We start from the raw sequence: 19,232 nt of genomic DNA on the forward strand, positions 1-19,232 counted from the left end.
TTATTTGTTATATTACTTTGAAATACAGTGATTCCCTTTTTGTAAAAAGAATATTCTCTGAAGAAAGGGTGATAATGGATCAGAATATTCCTTGCCAATTTTTTTCATTTGAAAATACGATTCTTGCTGTTCGTCACCACAAAGGCAGTCGCTCTCCTGGTTTAATTTGGTTATCTGGTTATAGATCTGATATGTTAGGGAGTAAAGCGACGGTAGTTAATAGTTTTGCGCAAAAAAATGATTTTTCTTGTTTGCGTTTTGATTATTCTGGTCATGGAGAGTCGAAAGGAGATTTTTTTCAAGGAACAATTTCGCGCTGGGTTAAAGAGAGTTTAGCTGTTATTGAGGCTTATTGTGAAGGTCCGCAAATTTTGATTGGTTCTTCTATGGGGGGGTGGATTGCTATAAGGCTTGCTATGATACTCGCGCAAAAAAACAAGGCGCCTGTTGGGATGATCTTAATTGCACCTGCTCCTGATTTTACGCAGACTTTGGTGGAACCTGCTTTAAGCGTAGAGGAATGGAGGATGCTCGAGGAAAAAGGCTATTGTGAACGACCTTCGGTGGATGGTTTAGAATCATTACTTTTTACAAAGGCATTAATTGAAGATGGGCGAAACAACAGTGTTATGAAAGAATGCATAGATGTTGGATGTCCAATTCATATTCTGCAAGGGATGGAAGATGATAAGATACCTTATCAGCATACATTGACTTTACTTGATTATTTGCCTTTGCATGATGTAACATTAACTCTTGTGCGTGATGCAGATCACCGATTTTCACGTCCCCAAGATTTGGATTGTCTTGAAAAGGTGTTGATGTCTTTGATTGATCGATTCAATGCTGAATAAAGGTTATGTTCATTTATTATGAGAGATATAATATATGGTTGTGTATGAAGAGGACTTTATTCTCTCTAGTTGTCGTGTACCTTTGCGGGTAAAAGAACACAAAAATGCACGCCGTCTTACCTTGCGTATTGATGTAGCCAGACAAGAGATTTATTTGATAACTCCGCCTGCAGTAGCGCTAAGTGTGATTCAGTGGTTCATTGCAAAACATCGATCTTGGATTGAAAAGCATTTTGCTCGTGGAGGAATTATCAACGAAGATTCTCATCTCAAAGAGGGGTCACGAATTCCTGTATTGGGGGCTTCACATGTTATATTGCGTAAAGAGAAACGTGGAGTAGCTGAAATTATTACAGGTGATGCTGGACAAGAATCACAGATCATTATTTACAGTCGATCAGAACATCTTCCAAGACGTGTTGCTGATGTTTTAAAAAAACAAGCTAAAATTATTATAGCACCGTTAGTGGTTCATTATGCAAACAAGGTGGGGAGAAAGGTTAAATCAATTAGTTATAAAGATACTAGAACACGTTGGGGATCATGCTCAACAGGTGGTCGTCTTTCTTTTTCATGGCGTCTTATTATGGCGCCAAAAGAAATTGTTGAGTATGTTGTTGCACATGAAGTAGCTCACCTTGTTGAAATGAATCATGGAGAACGATTTTGGTCTCTTTGTGAAAAGCTGTGTCCTGAGAGAAAAACCTATCAAGCTTGGTTAAAGAAAAATGGCTATACACTTCAAAGGATTAATTTTCACTAATGTAAAAATATGATTCTTTTTTTATGTATGTATTGTTTTTGTATGCTGGATAGTGTTACGTGATATAATCTGGGCTATAGGGGGATGAAATAACGAAGCTTTGCTTTATTTGGTGATAGACTCAATATTTTTACTTTATCTTTTGTGTGATTAAGTTTAGCATTTTAAAATTGCTCTTTTTAGATTGGAATAGCATTTATGCTTGTTCTTACAGATCCTGTTCAGCTTTTACAGATACTTATTCGTTGCCCTTCTATTACGCCCCATGAAGCAGGAGCTTTATCCACTTTGGAGCACTTTTTAAGAAAAATGGGATTTTGTGTTGAGCGTCCTGTTTTTGTTGATAAAAATACAGAAGATGTTGAAAATCTTTATGCAAAGATAGGCAGTGAAGGTCCGCATCTTATGTTTGCTGGCCATAGTGATGTAGTACCACCCGGTAAACTAGAAAATTGGACTTATCCTCCTTTTGAGGGAGTAATAAATCAGGGAAAATTATATGGGCGAGGCGCTGTTGATATGAAGGGTGGGATCGCTTGTTTTATAGCGGCGCTGGCTCGGTTTCTGGAGAAAAAAACACTCAAGGGAAAGGTAAGCTTTTTAATAACCGGTGATGAAGAAGGTCCTGCGATAAACGGTACAGTCAAGCTTTTAGAATGGGCAGTACAAAAAGGTGAAAAATGGAATGCAGCCATTGTGGGTGAGCCAACAAGCGTTAATATTGTTGGTGATGTGATCAAAATTGGACGGCGAGGATCGATTTCTGGTATTATTACGATTAAAGGTTGCCAAGGTCATGTTGCTTTCCCTGAGCGAGCAGTGAATCCATTGCCTTTGGCAAATAAGCTTATTCAAGCGTTGACACAAAATGCTTTGGATCAAGGAACAAAGGATTTTCAAGCAAGTCATTTAGAATTAACAAGCATTGATACAGGAAATTTTTCTGTCAATATTATTCCAGCACAAACAGTTATTCGTTTTAATATACGTTATAATGATCTTTGGACAAAAGAAGCACTCGTTGCTGAAATTGAGAAGCGCCTTGCTTCTGTACATTCTAAAAATGATCAACTACCATATTATCAGCTTGAATGGATATATGGTTTAGGGGGTGTCTTCTTGACCAAGAATGATAAATTGGTTGGAATTTTGTCAAATGCTATTAAAAGTGTAACAGGGAATATTCCGGAATGTTCAACTTCTGGTGGCACCTCGGATGCGCGTTTTATTAAAGACTATTGTCCGGTGGTTGAATTTGGTTTGCCAGGGCTCACTATGCATATGGTTGATGAATGTGTGACTCTTGATGCTATAGAAAATCTAACTTCTATTTATGAACGTTTTATCACCGATTTTTTTGCGTAAATGAAGTAATAATTATTTTAGTGACATAGATAGGATGAGGCTTCAGAGATTTTAGTTTGCTAATTGATAAATAATGTGATCAAGAAAAATGCGTCCTTTTATTGTGGCTTTTAAATGTTTATTGTCCGTTATTTCCACTAATCCTTGTTGTTGTAAATGGATCAGTTTTTTTGACGATAAACTTTGGCGATTTAAAGTTTCATAGCGTATTAGATCAAGTCCTTCTGTAAGACGCAAGCCCATGAGCAGCATTTCGTTAGCTTGTTGTTCTCGAGACAAGTGTTCTGTATTAATACAACCATGCCCTGTAGTTTCTACTAATTCAAGCCAATTTTCGGGATGTTTTTCATTTATGGTAACATAACGGTTATGATTTTCAGTTTTGGATGGTAATTTTTCTGAGAAAAGAGAAGAATTTTTCAGTGACTGCTTGATAAAGCGCCCATGCGCACCTGGACCAAAACCTGCATATTCATGGTACCGCCAATAAAGGAGATTATGGCATGACTCAGCACCAGGAATCGCATGATTTGATATTTCATAGGCTGGCAGACCATGCATAGTGGTTATTTCTTGGGTAAGGGTATAAAGATTTGCTGCTTGCTCTGATGCTGGTAGGATTAGTTTTCCTGCTGCATGAAGCTTTTTAAACGTTGTTCCGTCTTCTATGGTGAGTTGGTATAAAGAGAGATGATCTGTAGCCAAATTAATGGCTTGCAAAAGTTCAGATTTCCATTGTTTAAGTGTTTGTTTGGGGCGCGCATAAATTAAGTCAAAAGATAAACGTGGGAAAATTTTACGTGCTAAATTAATAGCATGAAGGGCTTGCTTAGCGTTATGGAGACGACCAAGTTGTTGTAATGCTTTATCATTGAGTGCTTGTACACCTAGAGATAAACGGTTAACACCTGCTAAGTGATAACCACGGAAGCGATTTGCTTCTACACTAGAAGGATTAGCTTCAAGTGTAATTTCAACTTTGTCATCGATTGTCCAGTTTTTTGCGACAGCTTGTAATAAACGATCAACAGTTTGAGGTGTCATAAGGGAAGGTGTTCCACCGCCGATAAAAATGCTTGTAATACGACGAGGGCCTATTTCATGAGCTTGTGTTGTTATTTCACGTTCAAAAGCGTTTGCAAAACGCGATTGATCTACTCCATTTATACGAACATACGAATTAAAGTCACAATAAGGACATTTGCTCATACAAAACGGCCAATGAATGTAAATACCAAAGGGCTTCATCATGAGAGAACTAAAAAATTTTCCGCAAAGAGTTTAAAGGCGCGTGCGCGGTGCGAAAGAGGTGTTTGACCATTAAGTTTCCAGTTATGTTTTTGTTCTGTTGACATTTCACCAAAGGTGTTTTCGTATCCATCAGGTACAAAAATAGGATCAAAACCAAAACCTTTGTTTCCTCGTGGTGGCCAAATGAATGTACCTTCAACACTGCCGCAAAAATAATCTGCATGTCCATCGGGATATGCAAGGCAAATAACGGATATAAATCGGCCTTTACGTTGATTTTTTTTAAGAGAGCCAACTTTTTGTAATTCATTTTCTACTGTTTGCATAGCTTTTAGAAAATCACGTGTACCATCGGGTTGGAGAGCCCAATCAGCTGTATAAACACCTGGTGCACCATTTAGGGCGTCTATTTCTATGCCAGAATCATCAGATAAAGCAGGGAAGCTTGTGGCTTTTGCAGCTGCAAAAGCTTTGATATAAGCATTTTCTTCGAATGTTCTTCCTATTTCTTTTGGTTCGGGCAAGCCAAGTTCTTTTACTGATTGTGTTGTTATATCAAAAGGAGCAATCAATGTGGTAATTTCATTCAATTTACCGGCGTTATGCGTAGCAATAATAAGTTTTTTGATTGCTATACTTCTCATATATATGTTTCCTAAAATGAAGCAATATTCTCGGTTTGACTAAGGGTTTATTTGTATAAAATAAAAATTGGTAACAATGATTTTGGCAATTCCAATACAACAAAAAATGTGACATTATTAAAATTTTTTTGGTAGTTGCTTAAATTTTTTATATACAGTGTATTGATTCATTAAGTAGCAAAATTTGGTATCAATTTTAATTTGTGAATTTTTATAGCATGAATTAATATTTTATATATTGTAAGGAATAGACTTCAAATGATTTTTAAAAATTTATTGCAGAATACAATTGATTGTATTTGTAATCAGTTTAGACAATTGTAAAATAATTATTTTTAGTTTTATGAGACATAATTCTACATTTTTTATATTTATCCTAAGGCGATTATTCGTATTTTATAATGGTATTATTGTAATAGATATGCGATATATCTTTTATGCTGTATTTAGATTATTTGACCATCTTTTTGAAGAACTTATATAATAAAGAAGTATTTTTAAAATAGTGAAACGATCGTTATGAAGCAAATACCTCTTGATGACTCCTTAAAAATTCTTGATAAGCGTTCACGTGATATTTTTTGTCATATTGTTGAAGCTTATCTTAATGATGGTGAACCGGTGGGTTCACGTAATCTTTCGCGTCTTTTACAACAAACGTTATCCCCTGCAACAATTCGCAATGTGATGAGTGATCTTGAGCATCTTGGTTTAATTTATGCGCCCCATGTATCTGCAGGGAGAATGCCAACACAATCAGGTTTGCGATTTTTTGTTGATGCATTTATGGAAGTAGGCGATTTACCAACCGAGGAACGTGAAAATATTGAAAACCAAGTTAAAGAAGCTGGTAATGCACAATCGGTTGAACATTTTTTAATTCAAGCGAGCCAAATTCTTTCAGGTCTTTCACGAGGAGCAGGATTAGTTCTCGCAACGAAACAGGAAGGTACACTGAAGCATATTGAATTCGTACGTCTTGATGGAGAGCATGCTCTTGCAGTTTTAGTCACACAAAAAGGTGATGTTGAGAATCGTATTATTAAGTTACCGGAAGGTGTGACACATGCACAATTGACAGAAGCAACAAATTTTCTCAATGTTCATATACAGGGACGTACACTTAATGAAGCAAAAATAGAAGTTGCACGTTTATGTTCAGAAACACGAGCTGCTCTTCATCAATTGTCTCAACATCTTGTTGAAACTGGTTTAGCTCTCTGGGGAGGAGAAGATTCAGATCATAAAATACATCTTATTGTTCGGGGGCGAAGCAACTTACTTGGAGATGTGAAGGTAGGAGAAGATTTAGAACGGTTGAGATATTTGTTTGATGACCTTGAAACACGCGAAAGCATGGCACAATTGCTTGACTTAGCAGATGAAGGATCAGGGGTGCGTATTTTTATTGGTTCAGAGAATAAATTATTTTCACTTTCTGGCTCTTCTTTAGTAGTAGCTCCTTATTGTGATACACAAAAAAGAGTCATTGGTGCTGTAGGTGTTATTGGGCCAACACGTCTTAATTATGCAAGGATTGTACCTATGGTTGATTATACGGCTCAACTTGTATCACAATTGTTACGTTAGCATGGTTGAATGTTGTATTAGGAGTGATCATTGTGCTAACGAATAAGTAAAGAGCTCTTGATTTTTGTTTGAAAAATTTCGATATCAAGAGTATAAATTTTATGAAGGAATAGAGTTTTTATGTCTGATGAAAAAAACAAATTTGTTGATGCTTCATTTGAAAATTGCGATTTGAAGAATTCAGTTGATCGTGAGGTACTTAAACAAGCTTCGGATGAGTTTTTAAACATGCACGAAGAAGATTGCCCAAATGCTGAGGCAGAAGAAATTAAGCCTACTGATCCTTTAGTTATTTTGCAGGATGAAAATAAGGAGCTAAGAGATCAAATTTTACGTCTCGCAGCAGATATGGAAAATCTTCGACGTCGAACAGCACGTGATATAGCTGATGCCAAAACATATTCAATTGCCAATTTTGCTCGTGATATGTTATCTGTTTCTGATGATTTGCAACGTGCATTGGAAGCAATTCCAAAAGATGCAGGTGAGAATGATCCTGGTTTGAAAACATTAATAGAAGGTGTTGAAATGACCGAGCGTGCAATGATGACAGCTTTAGAGCGTCACGGGGTAAAAAAAATTGATCCAGAAGGACAAAAATTTGATCCTCATTTTCATCAAGCAATGTTTGAAATCCCCAATGCTGATGTGCCAGAAAATACTGTTCAGCAAGTTGTTCAAGCAGGTTATATTATTGGTGAACGTGTTTTACGTCCGGCGATAGTTGGTGTAACTAAGGGAAAAGTAAAAGAAGTTTCTGTTGAATCTGAAACGGTGTAAATGTATTGAAAAAATTTTTTATCATGAAGCGCTAATTTTTAATCTACATTCGTATAAAGTATTGCATTGAATAGTTTTAAAACTATTTTGCTTTTTAAGATAAAAAACAACTCAATTGTTTTAGTATGGTTTTTTATGAAAAAATTATGCTTGAAATTAAGGATATAAAAACAATAAAATTATTTGAGAAAATTTTTAGGTATCTAGTTAATTGGGACCTACAATTATTAATTGTACTATGGAGAATTTAAACTATTTCAATTTTTTTGATTTCCAGTTTAGAAGTGATTTTGCATTTTATTTGATTTTGTAAGAATTATAATTAATTATTCACATTTTGTACCTAGATGATTATAGAAAGTGATTATTTTCTTTTTCATTTAGAAGGGGAGTTATTTGGCAAGTGGAAGAGTGATAATAAATCGAGCACCAATTTTTTCTTTTTTAGATGTGGGATCAACAATATTTTCAGCCATGAGAGTTCCATTATGAGCTTCAATGATTTGCCGACTAATTGCAAGGCCAAGTCCTGAGTGTTGTCCAAAAGCATTTTTGCTTGATCGATCAGTATAGAAACGTTCAAAAATGCGTTCAATATTCTCTGAACGAATACCAGGGCCATTGTCTTCGACAGTTAAAATGAGAGTTGAAGTGTTATTTTTCATCGTAATACAAATTTTACCATTTTTACGAGGAACAAAAGAACGTGCATTTTCAATGAGATTGGAAACTACCTGACCTAAACGTAATTCATGTCCTACAATTAAATAAGGTTTACCATTAGTCCGTGGGATAATATTAAAATTAATATCAATATCTTGTTTGTTGCAATGGACTTCACGAATAGCTTGAATAAGGCTTTTTAACAATGAACTCATATCAACTATTTTAGCAGTTTCGCGAACAAGTTCTGCATCTAACCGCGATGCATCAGAAATATCGGTAATTAAACGATCAAGACGATGCACATCATGTTGGATAATTTCAAGTAATTGTGTCTGTTGTGCTTGATTTTTAGCTAGTGGTAATGTCTCAACAGCACTTCGCAGCGAGGTGAGAGGGTTCTTTAATTCATGACTTACGTCGGCTGCAAAACGTTCAATAGCTTCAATACGTGTATAAAGAGCGTTGGTCATATCACGAATAGAGGTAGAAAGATGACCAATTTCATCTTCGCGTTTTGAAAAATCAGGAATTTTTATTCGCTTACTGCGACCATGACGCACACGATTAGCGGAGGAAGATAATTTACTTAGTGGATGCGCAATAGTATGAGCTAAAAATAGAGAAAGGACTAAAAAAACGCTTCCAACAACGGCAAAGATTTTTAAAATTCCTAATCTTTCACTTTCTACAATATCATCAATGTCTGAACCAGTAGTTGAAAGCAAAAGAGCACCAACTACTGCACGATAACGTTGAACAGGTACAGCAACCGAAACAATTAATTGACCTTGTCTGTTACGTCGTTTAGCAGTGGCAGAAGAGCCATTTAATGCTAGGTAAACTTCAGGGTGAAGGGCTTCATTATCTTTTGCTTGTCTTCTATCGACAGCAATACCGTTGCTGTATAGTGTATTGAAAAACAAAGATTTTAAATACTCCCACAAATTTTGTTTTGTTTGGATAGGAGGTAAATCATAGGTAAAAACTTCACCACTCGAATAAATAACACGTGAATCAAGAAGCAAAGTTGCGTCACGATCATATATCCGTGCTCTTGTCGTTTTTGGTGCAATAAGACGTCGTAAAAGTGGAGCAATTTGTTCGGAATTAATGGGAAAATCCCAAGTATCAGTTGATTGAAGCATTGGTGTAGTACTTTCCCCAGCGTGTAATTCCAAAAGTTTTTGAGGGTTAATTAAAATAGAATTTGTTTCTATTGTCGCAGAGGCAGCAATGGCACCAGCAATAATTTTTCCTTGGGTGCGCAAACTTTCAATTTTTATTTCAATCAAACCATTGCGGAATTGATTAAGATATAAAATACTTGTAATTAAAATACCAAGAGCAGCAAGATTTAAGATAACAATACGGCGTGTGAGACTAGAAAAGAATAATTGTCTCAAAAGCCGCTGTATCTGAAAATACAAATGAAAAAACATAGAAAGTTGTATCGGAGAAGTATTATTTAATGATTTATTTAGTAGAGTATTTTTTCTCATCGAGTTTTTGGTTGTTTAACCTGTTGCGGCAAAGCGATTTCATACTTCATGAAAACGATAACCTACACCATAAAGCGTTTCAATCATTGCAAAATCATTATCTACTTGTTTAAATTTTTTACGCAAACGCTTAATGTGACTATCAATAGTACGATCATCTACATAAATTTGATCGTTATAGACAGCATCCATTAAAGCATCACGACTTTTAACAACTCCTGGTCGCTGCGCTAAAGTTTGCAGAATCAAAAACTCTGTAACTGTTAATATAACAGGTTTGTTTTTCCATGTACAGATATGGCGCTCTTGATCCATAATAAGATCACCACGTTTGAGAGAAGAAGTTGATGTTGTTCCTATTGGAAGTGGCTGGTTGCGGGCATGGGAACGACGTAAAACAGCTTTTACTCGCTCAATAAGAAGACGTTGAGAAAAAGGTTTTGTGATAAAATCATCAGCTCCCATTTTGAGACCAAACAGTTCATCAATTTCATCGTCTTTAGAGGTTAGAAAAATAACTGGAATGTCAGATTTTTGACGTAAACGACGCAAAAGCTCCATACCATCCATTCGTGGCATTTTAATATCAAAAATAGCTAAGTGTGGAGGGTGAATTGTTAAATTTTTAAGTGCAGCTGATCCATCTGTATAACTTTCAACCCGATACCCTTCTGTTTCAAGGGCAAAAGATAAAGATGTTAAAATATTACAATCATCGTCAACCAGTACAATCGTTTGGGTGACGGTTGGAGTATCCTTCATGGTTTCTTAAACCTCTCTCGCTGTAGAAGCAAACCCTTCATAATATATATAGGAGTTCACGTTTTATTTGCAAAACAAATATGGAACAAATTGTAGCAAAGACAAGAACCTTTTGTTTTTGTAGTAAAGATTATTTTCTTTACAATTTTGTAACGCTTGTTTACGTATTAAGATCCCTTTTCTCGATATAAAATTTTATTAGGATGTTTTTTATCAAATTTTACTCTGTTTGTGCCTAAAAAAAGCAGATAAAGTTTATTCAATTTTGTAAAAATAATAGTTTATAATAAGGTCAAAAAAAGAAACGTTTTTGAAAGCACATTTGATAAGTTTCAGCTTGAGATAGAAAAAGTAGTATTCAGATTAAAAGATAGATGATCGTTGATTATTTGTAGAGTGTTATTTTTATTTACGGTGATAAATGAAAGATAATAATAAGAATTCTTTTACAAAAGTGTATCCTTATAAAAAAGTCAAATATTGGAAATTTTAACGCTTTTTATTGATAGAATTAAGATTACGAAAAAACTTATTTAGAAGGAAATTTTGCTCCTATTGTTTTGACCAAAAAGTCAACTTCGATTATTCCTGCTTTCTCAAAAATTAATTTTGCATTAATTTTTTCATTTTGTTGAAATGGTTGTGAAAGTCCTATAAACATAATGTGATTACCACCAGGTTTAAGGGTGATTTCACCATTCCCTGGAATTTCAATGCCATTTGGTATCTTTTTCATTTCCATGATATTATTAGTTACTGACATAGAATGAATTTCTGTTTCTTTTGCTTCATTTGTTGAAATAGCAATCAATCGGTCAGGAGTATCGCTGTGATTGATAATGTAAAGATAACCACTACCCACTTTTGTATTTTTAGGTTTTGTACGTGCCCAAGGATCAATGATTTCTAAATCACCGAGTTTGTATTGGTGGGCATTTATAGTTGAGGGTAAAGCTATAAAAATAAAAACACATAAAAGAGTGATAATATTGTTTTTAATTGAGTATTTTACAGCGGTCTTATATACAAAGAAATCTTTTATTTTTTTGGTAATAAGCGTCATGATAGTTGATCCTCTTTTTTATCTTCATTTTATATAAATGCTTTACTTTATTTCAAGCAAGAACTTTGTTCAAAATACAGGGGAGTATTGTTCACATTATATTGATTTGATTTATAAGAGAACGCAAAGTATATGCGTATTGGTTGGACAAGAAAAAAATTTAAAATAATCACAAGAAATCATGGAAATAAACGATTTACTTTTATGTTTTTGCAAATTTTAAAAATATACGAATTAAGGGATCATTATATTTTTAGGATACAATACTCATAGGAATTTTAAATTTTTTAGTAATTATGTAATGAAGGAAAAGTTATTGAGGCTAAATTCACAGATAATGTCGTGATTAGGTATTTTAAAAAATGCCTTTAACAATATAATCGAAGTAAAAAACACTTTATCTAAATATAGATTATTTTGTAGTCAAATATGCTTATATATAATATTTTGTGATGAGCTATTTTCATAAAAAATATTTACTTGATATTTTTCGTATGGCTATGAGATGTAAAACAGAACAACGAAAGCTAAAAACTGATTCTATTCTTTATAATTTTATTATGCAATTCATGATTTTTATAAGAATTGGAAGAAGAGTATATTATTCTACTTACTTTATGCTGTAAATGATGATTTTGAGATGAAGATATTAAGGGTAAATTTTTATTTTAGTGATGTTTCTCTCTTTATTCTCTTGTAGGGATAAAAAGATGTTCTTATATACCAAGAAACAAGCTTGTTATGATTCTCAATTTATTATTTGTTTAATTTAAAATTAATGTAAGGTATAGAATGTAATGAGGAGCTGTCAAAGAAAAATGCTTGATAAAGATTGCTTGATAAAGATTTAGACAGCTTGCTGAGTGGAGATTAAAATATGGCAAAAGTAATTGGTATTGATTTGGGGACGACTAACTCCTGTGTTTCTGTTATGGATGGCACAAATTCAAAGGTCATTGAAAACTCAGAAGGAGCGCGGACAACACCTTCAGTTGTTGCTTTCACTGATAGTGGAGAACGGCTTGTTGGGCAACCTGCTAAACGGCAAGCGGTTACAAATCCTGAAGGGACAGTTTTTGCAGTTAAGCGTTTGATTGGGCGTCGCTTTGATGATCCTATGGTTGAAAAAGATAAAGCGCTTGTACCTTATAAAATTGTTAAAGGTGACAATGGTGACGCGTGGGTTGAGGAAGGAGGTAAAAAATATTCTCCATCACAAATTTCAGCAATGATTTTGCAAAAAATGAAAGAAACTGCAGAGTCTTATTTGGGTGAAAAGGTCGAGCAAGCTGTCATTACTGTTCCGGCTTACTTTAATGATGCACAGCGTCAAGCTACTAAAGATGCTGGCAAAATTGCTGGGCTTGAGGTTTTACGGATTATCAATGAGCCTACAGCAGCAGCTTTGGCTTATGGTTTAGATAAGAAAGATGGAAAAACGATAGCTGTTTATGATCTTGGTGGTGGTACATTTGATATTTCTGTTCTTGAAATTGGAGATGGTGTTTTTGAAGTTAAATCGACCAACGGAGATACGTTCTTAGGTGGTGAAGACTTTGATATGCGTCTAGTTAGCTACTTTGCAGAGGAATTCAAGAAAGAGCAAGGGATTGATCTAAAAAATGATAAACTAGCGTTGCAGCGTTTGAAGGAAGCTGCAGAAAAAGCAAAGATTGAACTTTCTTCTTCACAGCAAACTGAGGTCAATTTACCATTTATTACAGCTGATCAGTCTGGTCCTAAGCATTTGACAATGAAATTGACACGAGCCAAGTTTGAATCTTTAGTTGAAGATTTAGTACAGCGAACTATTGAGCCATGTAAAGCAGCGTTAAAAGATGCAGGATTGCGTGCCAACGAGATTGATGAAGTTGTTTTAGTGGGTGGTATGACTCGTATGCCTAAGATACAGGAAGTTGTACAAAACTTCTTTGGCAAAGATCCACATAAAGGTGTTAATCCTGATGAAGTTGTCGCTATGGGTGCTGCCATTCAAGGGGGAGTGTTACAAGGTGATGTAAAAGATGTATTGCTTCTGGATGTAACACCTTTGTCTTTAGGTATTGAAACGTTGGGTGGAGTATTTACACGTTTAATTGAACGTAATACCACTATTCCTACTAAAAAGTCGCAAACTTTTTCGACGGCTGATGATAATCAAAATGCTGTGACTATTCGTGTTTTTCAAGGTGAACGTGAAATGGCTAATGATAATAAGTTATTAGCTCAATTTGATCTCGTTGGTATTCCACCAGCACCACGTGGTGTTCCTCAGATTGAGGTTACTTTTGATATTGATGCGAATGGTATTGTAAATGTTTCTGCTAAAGATAAGGGAACTGGTAAGGAGCATCAGATTCGTATTCAAGCATCGGGTGGTTTAAGTGATGCTGATATAGAAAAGATGGTTCAGGATGCAGAAGCACATGCTGCTGAAGATAAAAAACGTCGTGAAAATGTTGAAGCTAAAAATCAAGCGGAGTCTCTTATCCATTCAACTGAGAAATCATTAAATGAGTATGGTGATAAGTTATCAGCTGAAGATAAAAGTCAGATTGAAACAGCGATAGCTGATTTGAAGACAGCTCTTGAGAGTAATGACGCTGAAGAAGTCACGACAAAAATGCAAAAATTAGCAGAAGCTAGTATGAAGCTTGGGCAGGCTATGTATGAAGATTCGTCAGCTAAGGCTAATACTGAAGCAGGTACGAAAAATGATGATGTTGTTGATGCTGATTTTGAAGAAATTAATGATAAGAAGAAATAGTTAAAGCAAGTGCATTCGTAAATTAATAACCTGGCCTGTGAGATATAAGGCTGGGCTTTATTGTTTAGTTGCAGTTCTTTCTACGTTTTTCGAAAAACTAAATTAAAACAAGTGTTATCTGGAATGGATGACAAAAAATTTATCGGGAATACATGATGAAGGTTGATTATTATGAAATTCTTGGCGTAACCCGTGGATGTGATGATAAAAAGTTGAAATCTGCTTTTCGTAAACTAGCGATGCAATATCATCCGGATCGTAATGCAGGAGATAAAGAGGCGGAACGGAAATTTAAAGAAATTGGCGAAGCATACGAGATTCTTAAAGATCCTCAAAAACGAGCTGCTTATGATCGATTTGGTCATGCAGCTTTTGAAAATAATAGTCGTGAAGGGTCTAATCCATTTAGTGGCGGTTTTGCTGATATTTTTGAGGATTTTTTTGGTGAAATTATGGGAGGTGGGCATCGTAAACGTAGCGATGGCCGTGAGCGTGGAGCTGATTTAAGTTATAATATGGAAGTGACGTTGGAAGAGGCTTTCACGGGAAAAACTACGCAAATTAATATTCCAAGTTCGGTTGTTTGTGATGCTTGTGAAGGATTAGGTACAAAAAAAGGTTCTAAACCAACAACTTGTGGGACTTGTCATGGAGCTGGGCGCGTACGTGCTGCACAAGGCTTTTTTTCTATTGAACGGACATGTCCAGTTTGTCATGGTCGTGGCGAAATTATTACGGATCCGTGTTTAAAGTGTCATGGGACAAGGAAAGTTGAAGAAAATCGTTCATTGCGTGTCAATATTCCAGCAGGTATTGAAGATGGTACGCGTATTCGTCTTTCTGGTGAAGGAGATGCAGGTATTGGCGGTGGTTCTGCAGGTGATCTTTATATTTTTCTTTCCATTAAAGCGCATGAATTTTTTCAGAGAGACGGTGCCGATCTTCATTGTCGTGTGCCTATTTCAATGGTTACAGCTGCTTTAGGAGGTGAATTTGAGGTTTCCGGCCTCGATGGTATTAAAGCACGAGTTAAAGTGCCTGAGGGTACACAAAACGGGCGTCAATTCCGCTTAAAAGGTAAGGGAATGCCCATGTTGCGTCAACAAGCGAAAGGTGATCTTTATATTCACATCACTATTGAAACACCACAAAAATTGACTCAAGAACAACGCACATTATTACAAGAATTTGATAAGCTTTCAAATCATGAAAATTCACCGCAATCACATGGTTTTTTTGCACGTATGAAGGAGTTTTTTGATAATATTGCTAATCAAAGTTAATAAATTGAGTGTAAGAGAAACTTAAAAAGCTAATCTATAATAACAATTCAAAATTATTAATTGTATATTTAAATTATTTGAAACAAGTTATGCTTGTTTGTTTTTCATTATTATTTCGGGAGGATTTGATAAAAATTGATGATTTTCAATGGATTGAATAGCTAAAAATTGTTTTTATTTTTCCTAAATTCCATTAAGAAAAGTTAAAAATGATGTGGAGACTCTTGAATGGATAATATCGAAAACAATAATGAAAAAATTCTTGAAAAACAGGCAGCATTTTTATCATCTGCTTTACCTTATATGCAAAAGTATGAAAATGAAACAATTGTTGTGAAGTATGGTGGGCATGCTATGGGTGACCCTGCTTTAGGACAAGCTTTTGCTTGTGATATTGCTTTGTTGAAACAGTCCGGCATTAATCCTATTGTTATTCATGGTGGGGGTCCTCAAATTGCTGAAATCTTAACTAAAATGGGGGTTGAATCACGATTTGAAGATGGTTTACGTGTAACCGATGAAAAGATTATTGAAGTCGTTGAAATGGTTTTGGCAGGCTCAATAAATAAGAAAATTGTAGCTCTTATCAATGCTGAGGGTGAATGGGCGATTGGGCTTTGTGGCAAAGATGGTAATATGGTTTTTGCTGAAAAGTCTTATAAGACTATAATTGATCCTGTTTCAAAGATTGAACGTATTGTAGATTTGGGATTTGTTGGTGAACCTGTTGAAGTCGATCGAACATTGCTTGATCTTTTAGCGTGTTCTGAAATGATTCCGGTTATTGCTCCTGTTGCTCCAGGGCGAGATGGTAAAACTTATAATATCAATGCTGATATTTTTGCTGGAGCAATTGCTGGCGCTGTAAAAGCAAAACGTCTTTTATTTTTAACTGATGTTTCGGGTGTTTTGGATAAAGAAAAAAAGCTCTTAAAGGAATTAACCATTCCTAAAGCTAAAAAACTTATCAAAGATGGAACAATTTCAGGTGGTATGATTCCAAAAGTGGAAACTTGTATTAAAGCTATTCAAAAGGGTGTTGAGGGTGTAGTTATTTTGAATGGCAAAACGCCTCATTCTATTTTGCTTGAACTTTTTACTGAATATGGAGCGGGAACGCTCATTGCTTCATAAGTATATGGGATGAATTTGAAGGATGGAGCCTTTTATAACTAGAATGAAACAATCGAGACATCTATTCAGTAAGCAGGAATTGGCATTGTTTTTTGCGACAGCGCTGTGGGGCATTACGTTTCTTATTATTCATATTGCAGTACGTTATAGTGGGCCTCTTTTTTTTGTAGGATTCCGTTTTATTGTTGCAACACTTATAACTATGGTGATTTTTTGGCGATCTATGAAAGATATAACTGTTTATGAAATTTTTGCTGGAATGGCTATAGGTTTTGGAATATTTCTTGGCTATGCTTTTCAAACAGCAGGACTTCAAACTATTATTAGCAGTCAATCAGCTTTTATTACAGCAATATATATTCCGATAGTTCCGATTTTACAATGGGTTTTTTTAAGAAAGTTACCTCATCTAGGTAGTTGGATTGGTATTGTGTTCGCTTTTATTGGGCTTATACTAATTTCTGGACAAGATTTTAAAGGTATTCATTTTTCAAAAGGTGAAATTTTGACTTTGCTGGGAGCTTTGGCGATTGCTGGAGAAATTATACTGATCGGATTTTTTGCAAATAAGGTTGATAGCCGACGTATAACAATTATACAGTTATTTTTTTGTAGCCTCTTTGCATTTTGCTTTATGCCTTTAATGGGTGAAAGTATTCCTGAGTTTTCGTGGGTTTGGTTTAATGTAGGCTTGGGGTTGGCACTAATGAGTGCGGTGATCCAATTGACTATGAATTGGGCGCAAAAATCCGTTTCACCTACTCGGGCAACAGTTATTTATGCTGGTGAGCCTGTATGGGCTGGTATTATTGGGCGTTTAGCTGGGGAGTATTTATCTCCTTCCGCTTTGTTGGGTGGTGTGTTTATTATAATAGGGATTGTAGTGGCTGAATTACGACCTCCACAATGGCGTAAAAAAAATAAAAAGACTGAAAAAAGTAATTAAATCTGTTTTTTTTTGTGATATTTAATTTTGCTGTGATTATTTTTAGTAGAAAACATCACGCTTAGGTTCTGTGCCGTTCGCACATGAGCGTAGTGTTAAACAACCTTCTCTATGGGTTAAGATAACATCAAAATATTTCTATCCATATAGGCTCACATGAAGGAAGAATTTTTATATTTTAGTTTGCTACAATAAACTGTTTTTCAACACTAAAGGCTAGTTTTTGTATTTGTTGGGATACCTCTTTAGCTTCTTGAGCAACTTTGATGATTGTTGCTGCTTTATTTTCTGATATGCCAACACTTTTAGCTAATTGTTGATGATCACTTTCATGAATGTTTTTACGCTCGCTTGGTGAAAGACGAGTATTGAGTGCATGCATAAATTCATCCAGTTCTCTGGCAATAGAAGAAGATAACTTTTCCTCTGATAACAATTCCTTTCGCTTTTCTTCTGATAAGTTAAGAATATTTTGCAATGTTGGGCTGGGTAGTTTTACCGTTGTTTGAAGGCGTTTTTGTTCTGATTTGTACTGTTGGATTATTGTTGCCTTAACATTTTTTATAATAGATGCATAAGTGTCAATCGAGTTAGCGAGTTTGATAGCATGATCTTCAGCTTTTTTACGCGCTGGGCTTTTCATACCCAATATTTCAAAGCCTGCAAGATTAGCAACAGAGTTGGGAGAAGATATAATTTGTGAGGAAAGCTGTTTGCTTAGCCTTTGATTATTATTAATTACCTTTATCTGTTGATTTAATGTTTTAGCGCTAGCATATACAAGTTTTGATAAATGTTTGATTTCTTTTTTTTTGTTTTGAATGTCAGTATTGTTTTGAATTTTTTTTAATATTTGTTTTGATGTCAAAGGAGCTAATATTTCTTTTGGAATTAAAACATTTTCTTTATTTTGAGTGGTTGGAATTTTCAGGGTACATTCATTATTAAGATTTAATGTTTTTAATTGTTCTGGTGTGAGATGATCTTTGCTACAGATCGTATAAGTATTTTCTGTTTTGATTATAATACTATTTGGGCTTGCACCTTTATAAATTCCTGTATAGGTTACACCTTTATCCGCTGCTACAATAATACAATCATTAATATCTTCTTGATCAATATTTTGTATATTGCTTATGAATTCCTTTAAAATAGCTGTTTTGTGAGGGTCGGAGATATCATCAAAAAGCTTTTTCATCGGTTCTAGATTGCCATCTTGTGCTGCTGCAATACTGACCTCAGACATACGCTCTTTTGTTACAACTGAAAAGTCAAGATTATAATTTGCAGCTTGAGCAAGTTTTTCGCAAAATAGCCGTTGTGTACGTCCATTGCCTTCTCTAAAAGGATGCGTGTAGTTGAGAGAAGAAAATATTTCGGCTATATGATGAATAAACTCTTGGCGTGGTAAGTTTTGTAAATTATCCTTTTCGATGAGCATTCTATCTATATTTTTCAAACCATCTTGCACTTTATTACCGGTTGCAAAAACAATAGGTTTGTCTGTTTTCCAATTTGATCTCATCATTTCTGGCATAACAGCAAGTGTACCATCTTTAAATGGAAAAGGGATATCACGAGTACAACCAGCCCATTCAAACGAGCTTTCAAATAAGCGTTTATGAAGATATTTTAAATAGGAAGAGTCAAACTTCTTTGGCAGTGCTTCTTGACGCAAATTAATGGCTGCTTTTGCTGAATCATGTGCACATTTATCCATAAATTCTTGATGATTTATGATTCCATATTTATTCTTTAATGTAAGACTATTGGGATAGTTATAATTATTAGGTGAAGGCAAACTAGATGCTGATTCTGTCATTATTGCTTCGTTTGAGAGTGTTTGTTTCATAATGATTTTCTCA

15 protein-coding genes are annotated in these 19,232 nt (G+C 35.0%); 9 read left to right on the forward strand and 6 right to left on the reverse strand.

From position 1 onward, the window contains the following. Positions 1 to 74 precede the first annotated feature (74 nt). From BAR153v2_RS06880 to dapE, 3 genes are all read left to right on the forward strand, one after another. Positions 75 to 854, forward strand: coding sequence for a carboxylesterase (locus BAR153v2_RS06880; protein WP_078680856.1), 780 nt, complete (start codon positions 75 to 77; stop codon positions 852 to 854). Positions 855 to 888: 34 nt separating this feature from the next. After that, entirely contained in the window at positions 889 to 1,617 is a 729-nt protein-coding gene (locus tag BAR153v2_RS06885; protein ID WP_078680854.1) for a M48 family metallopeptidase, read from the forward strand. A gap of 198 nt (positions 1,618 to 1,815) precedes the next feature. Next, positions 1,816 to 2,982: a succinyl-diaminopimelate desuccinylase gene (dapE, locus tag BAR153v2_RS06890; RefSeq protein WP_078680857.1), complete on the forward strand. Its 1,167-nt coding sequence runs from the start codon at positions 1,816 to 1,818 to the stop codon at positions 2,980 to 2,982. A 51-nt stretch (positions 2,983 to 3,033) separates the two neighbouring features. On the opposite strand, the gene hemW is transcribed toward dapE, so the two are convergent. After that, a complete protein-coding gene (gene hemW, locus BAR153v2_RS06895; protein WP_078680858.1) occupies positions 3,034 to 4,233 on the reverse strand; it encodes a radical SAM family heme chaperone HemW in 1,200 nt (399 codons plus the stop codon). Further along, entirely contained in the window at positions 4,230 to 4,877 is a 648-nt protein-coding gene (locus BAR153v2_RS06900) for a non-canonical purine NTP pyrophosphatase (RefSeq protein ID WP_078680859.1), read from the reverse strand. Before BAR153v2_RS06900 ends, hemW begins: the two co-directional genes overlap by 4 nt. Positions 4,878 to 5,396: 519 nt before the next feature. Between BAR153v2_RS06900 and hrcA the strand changes: the two genes are divergently transcribed. Continuing rightward, positions 5,397 to 6,467: a heat-inducible transcriptional repressor HrcA gene (gene hrcA / locus BAR153v2_RS06905; RefSeq protein WP_078680860.1), complete on the forward strand. Its 1,071-nt coding sequence runs from the start codon at positions 5,397 to 5,399 to the stop codon at positions 6,465 to 6,467. A 120-nt stretch (positions 6,468 to 6,587) separates the two neighbouring features. Next, positions 6,588 to 7,247, forward strand: coding sequence for a nucleotide exchange factor GrpE (gene grpE, locus BAR153v2_RS06910; RefSeq protein WP_078680861.1), 660 nt, complete (start codon positions 6,588 to 6,590; stop codon positions 7,245 to 7,247). Positions 7,248 to 7,639: 392 nt separating this feature from the next. Here the strand turns inward: grpE and BAR153v2_RS06915 are convergent, their stop codons facing one another. The 3 genes from BAR153v2_RS06915 to BAR153v2_RS06925 all read right to left on the reverse strand — a co-directional run bounded on the left by BAR153v2_RS06915 (position 7,640) and on the right by BAR153v2_RS06925 (position 11,240). Then, positions 7,640 to 9,412, reverse strand: a complete 1,773-nt coding sequence (locus BAR153v2_RS06915) for a sensor histidine kinase (RefSeq protein ID WP_078680862.1) — start codon at positions 9,410 to 9,412, stop codon at positions 7,640 to 7,642. 39 nt (positions 9,413 to 9,451) lie between these two features. Beyond that, on the reverse strand, positions 9,452 to 10,174 hold the full coding sequence (locus tag BAR153v2_RS06920; RefSeq protein ID WP_078680863.1) for a response regulator transcription factor: 723 nt from the start codon (positions 10,172 to 10,174) through the stop codon (positions 9,452 to 9,454). Positions 10,175 to 10,703: 529 nt separating this feature from the next. Next, complete coding sequence (locus BAR153v2_RS06925) at positions 10,704 to 11,240, reverse strand: copper chaperone PCu(A)C (protein ID WP_244548664.1); 537 nt, start codon at positions 11,238 to 11,240, stop codon at positions 10,704 to 10,706. Between the two features lie 874 nt (positions 11,241 to 12,114). On the opposite strand from BAR153v2_RS06925, the gene dnaK reads away from it, so the two are divergent. The 4 genes from dnaK (at position 12,115) to BAR153v2_RS06945 (ending at position 17,367) form a co-directional block, all read left to right on the forward strand. Continuing rightward, entirely contained in the window at positions 12,115 to 14,004 is a 1,890-nt protein-coding gene (gene dnaK / locus BAR153v2_RS06930; RefSeq protein ID WP_078680865.1) for a molecular chaperone DnaK, read from the forward strand. Between the two features lie 155 nt (positions 14,005 to 14,159). Next, positions 14,160 to 15,287 (forward strand): molecular chaperone DnaJ, encoded by a 1,128-nt coding sequence (gene dnaJ / locus BAR153v2_RS06935; RefSeq protein ID WP_078680866.1) that lies wholly within the window; start codon positions 14,160 to 14,162, stop codon positions 15,285 to 15,287. Positions 15,288 to 15,515: 228 nt separating this feature from the next. Then, the gene (gene argB / locus BAR153v2_RS06940; protein ID WP_078680867.1) at positions 15,516 to 16,421 is read left to right on the forward strand and encodes an acetylglutamate kinase; all 906 of its coding nucleotides are present in this window, start codon (positions 15,516 to 15,518) and stop codon (positions 16,419 to 16,421) included. A 43-nt stretch (positions 16,422 to 16,464) separates the two neighbouring features. After that, positions 16,465 to 17,367, forward strand: coding sequence for a DMT family transporter (locus BAR153v2_RS06945; RefSeq protein ID WP_371325864.1), 903 nt, complete (start codon positions 16,465 to 16,467; stop codon positions 17,365 to 17,367). Between the two features lie 178 nt (positions 17,368 to 17,545). Here the strand turns inward: BAR153v2_RS06945 and BAR153v2_RS06950 are convergent, their stop codons facing one another. Further along, positions 17,546 to 19,219, reverse strand: coding sequence for a BID domain-containing T4SS effector (locus BAR153v2_RS06950; protein WP_078680354.1), 1,674 nt, complete (start codon positions 19,217 to 19,219; stop codon positions 17,546 to 17,548). Positions 19,220 to 19,232 lie beyond the last annotated feature (13 nt).

This window comes from Bartonella sp. AR 15-3 (genome assembly GCF_002022445.1).
Classification (GTDB): domain Bacteria; phylum Pseudomonadota; class Alphaproteobacteria; order Rhizobiales; family Rhizobiaceae; genus Bartonella.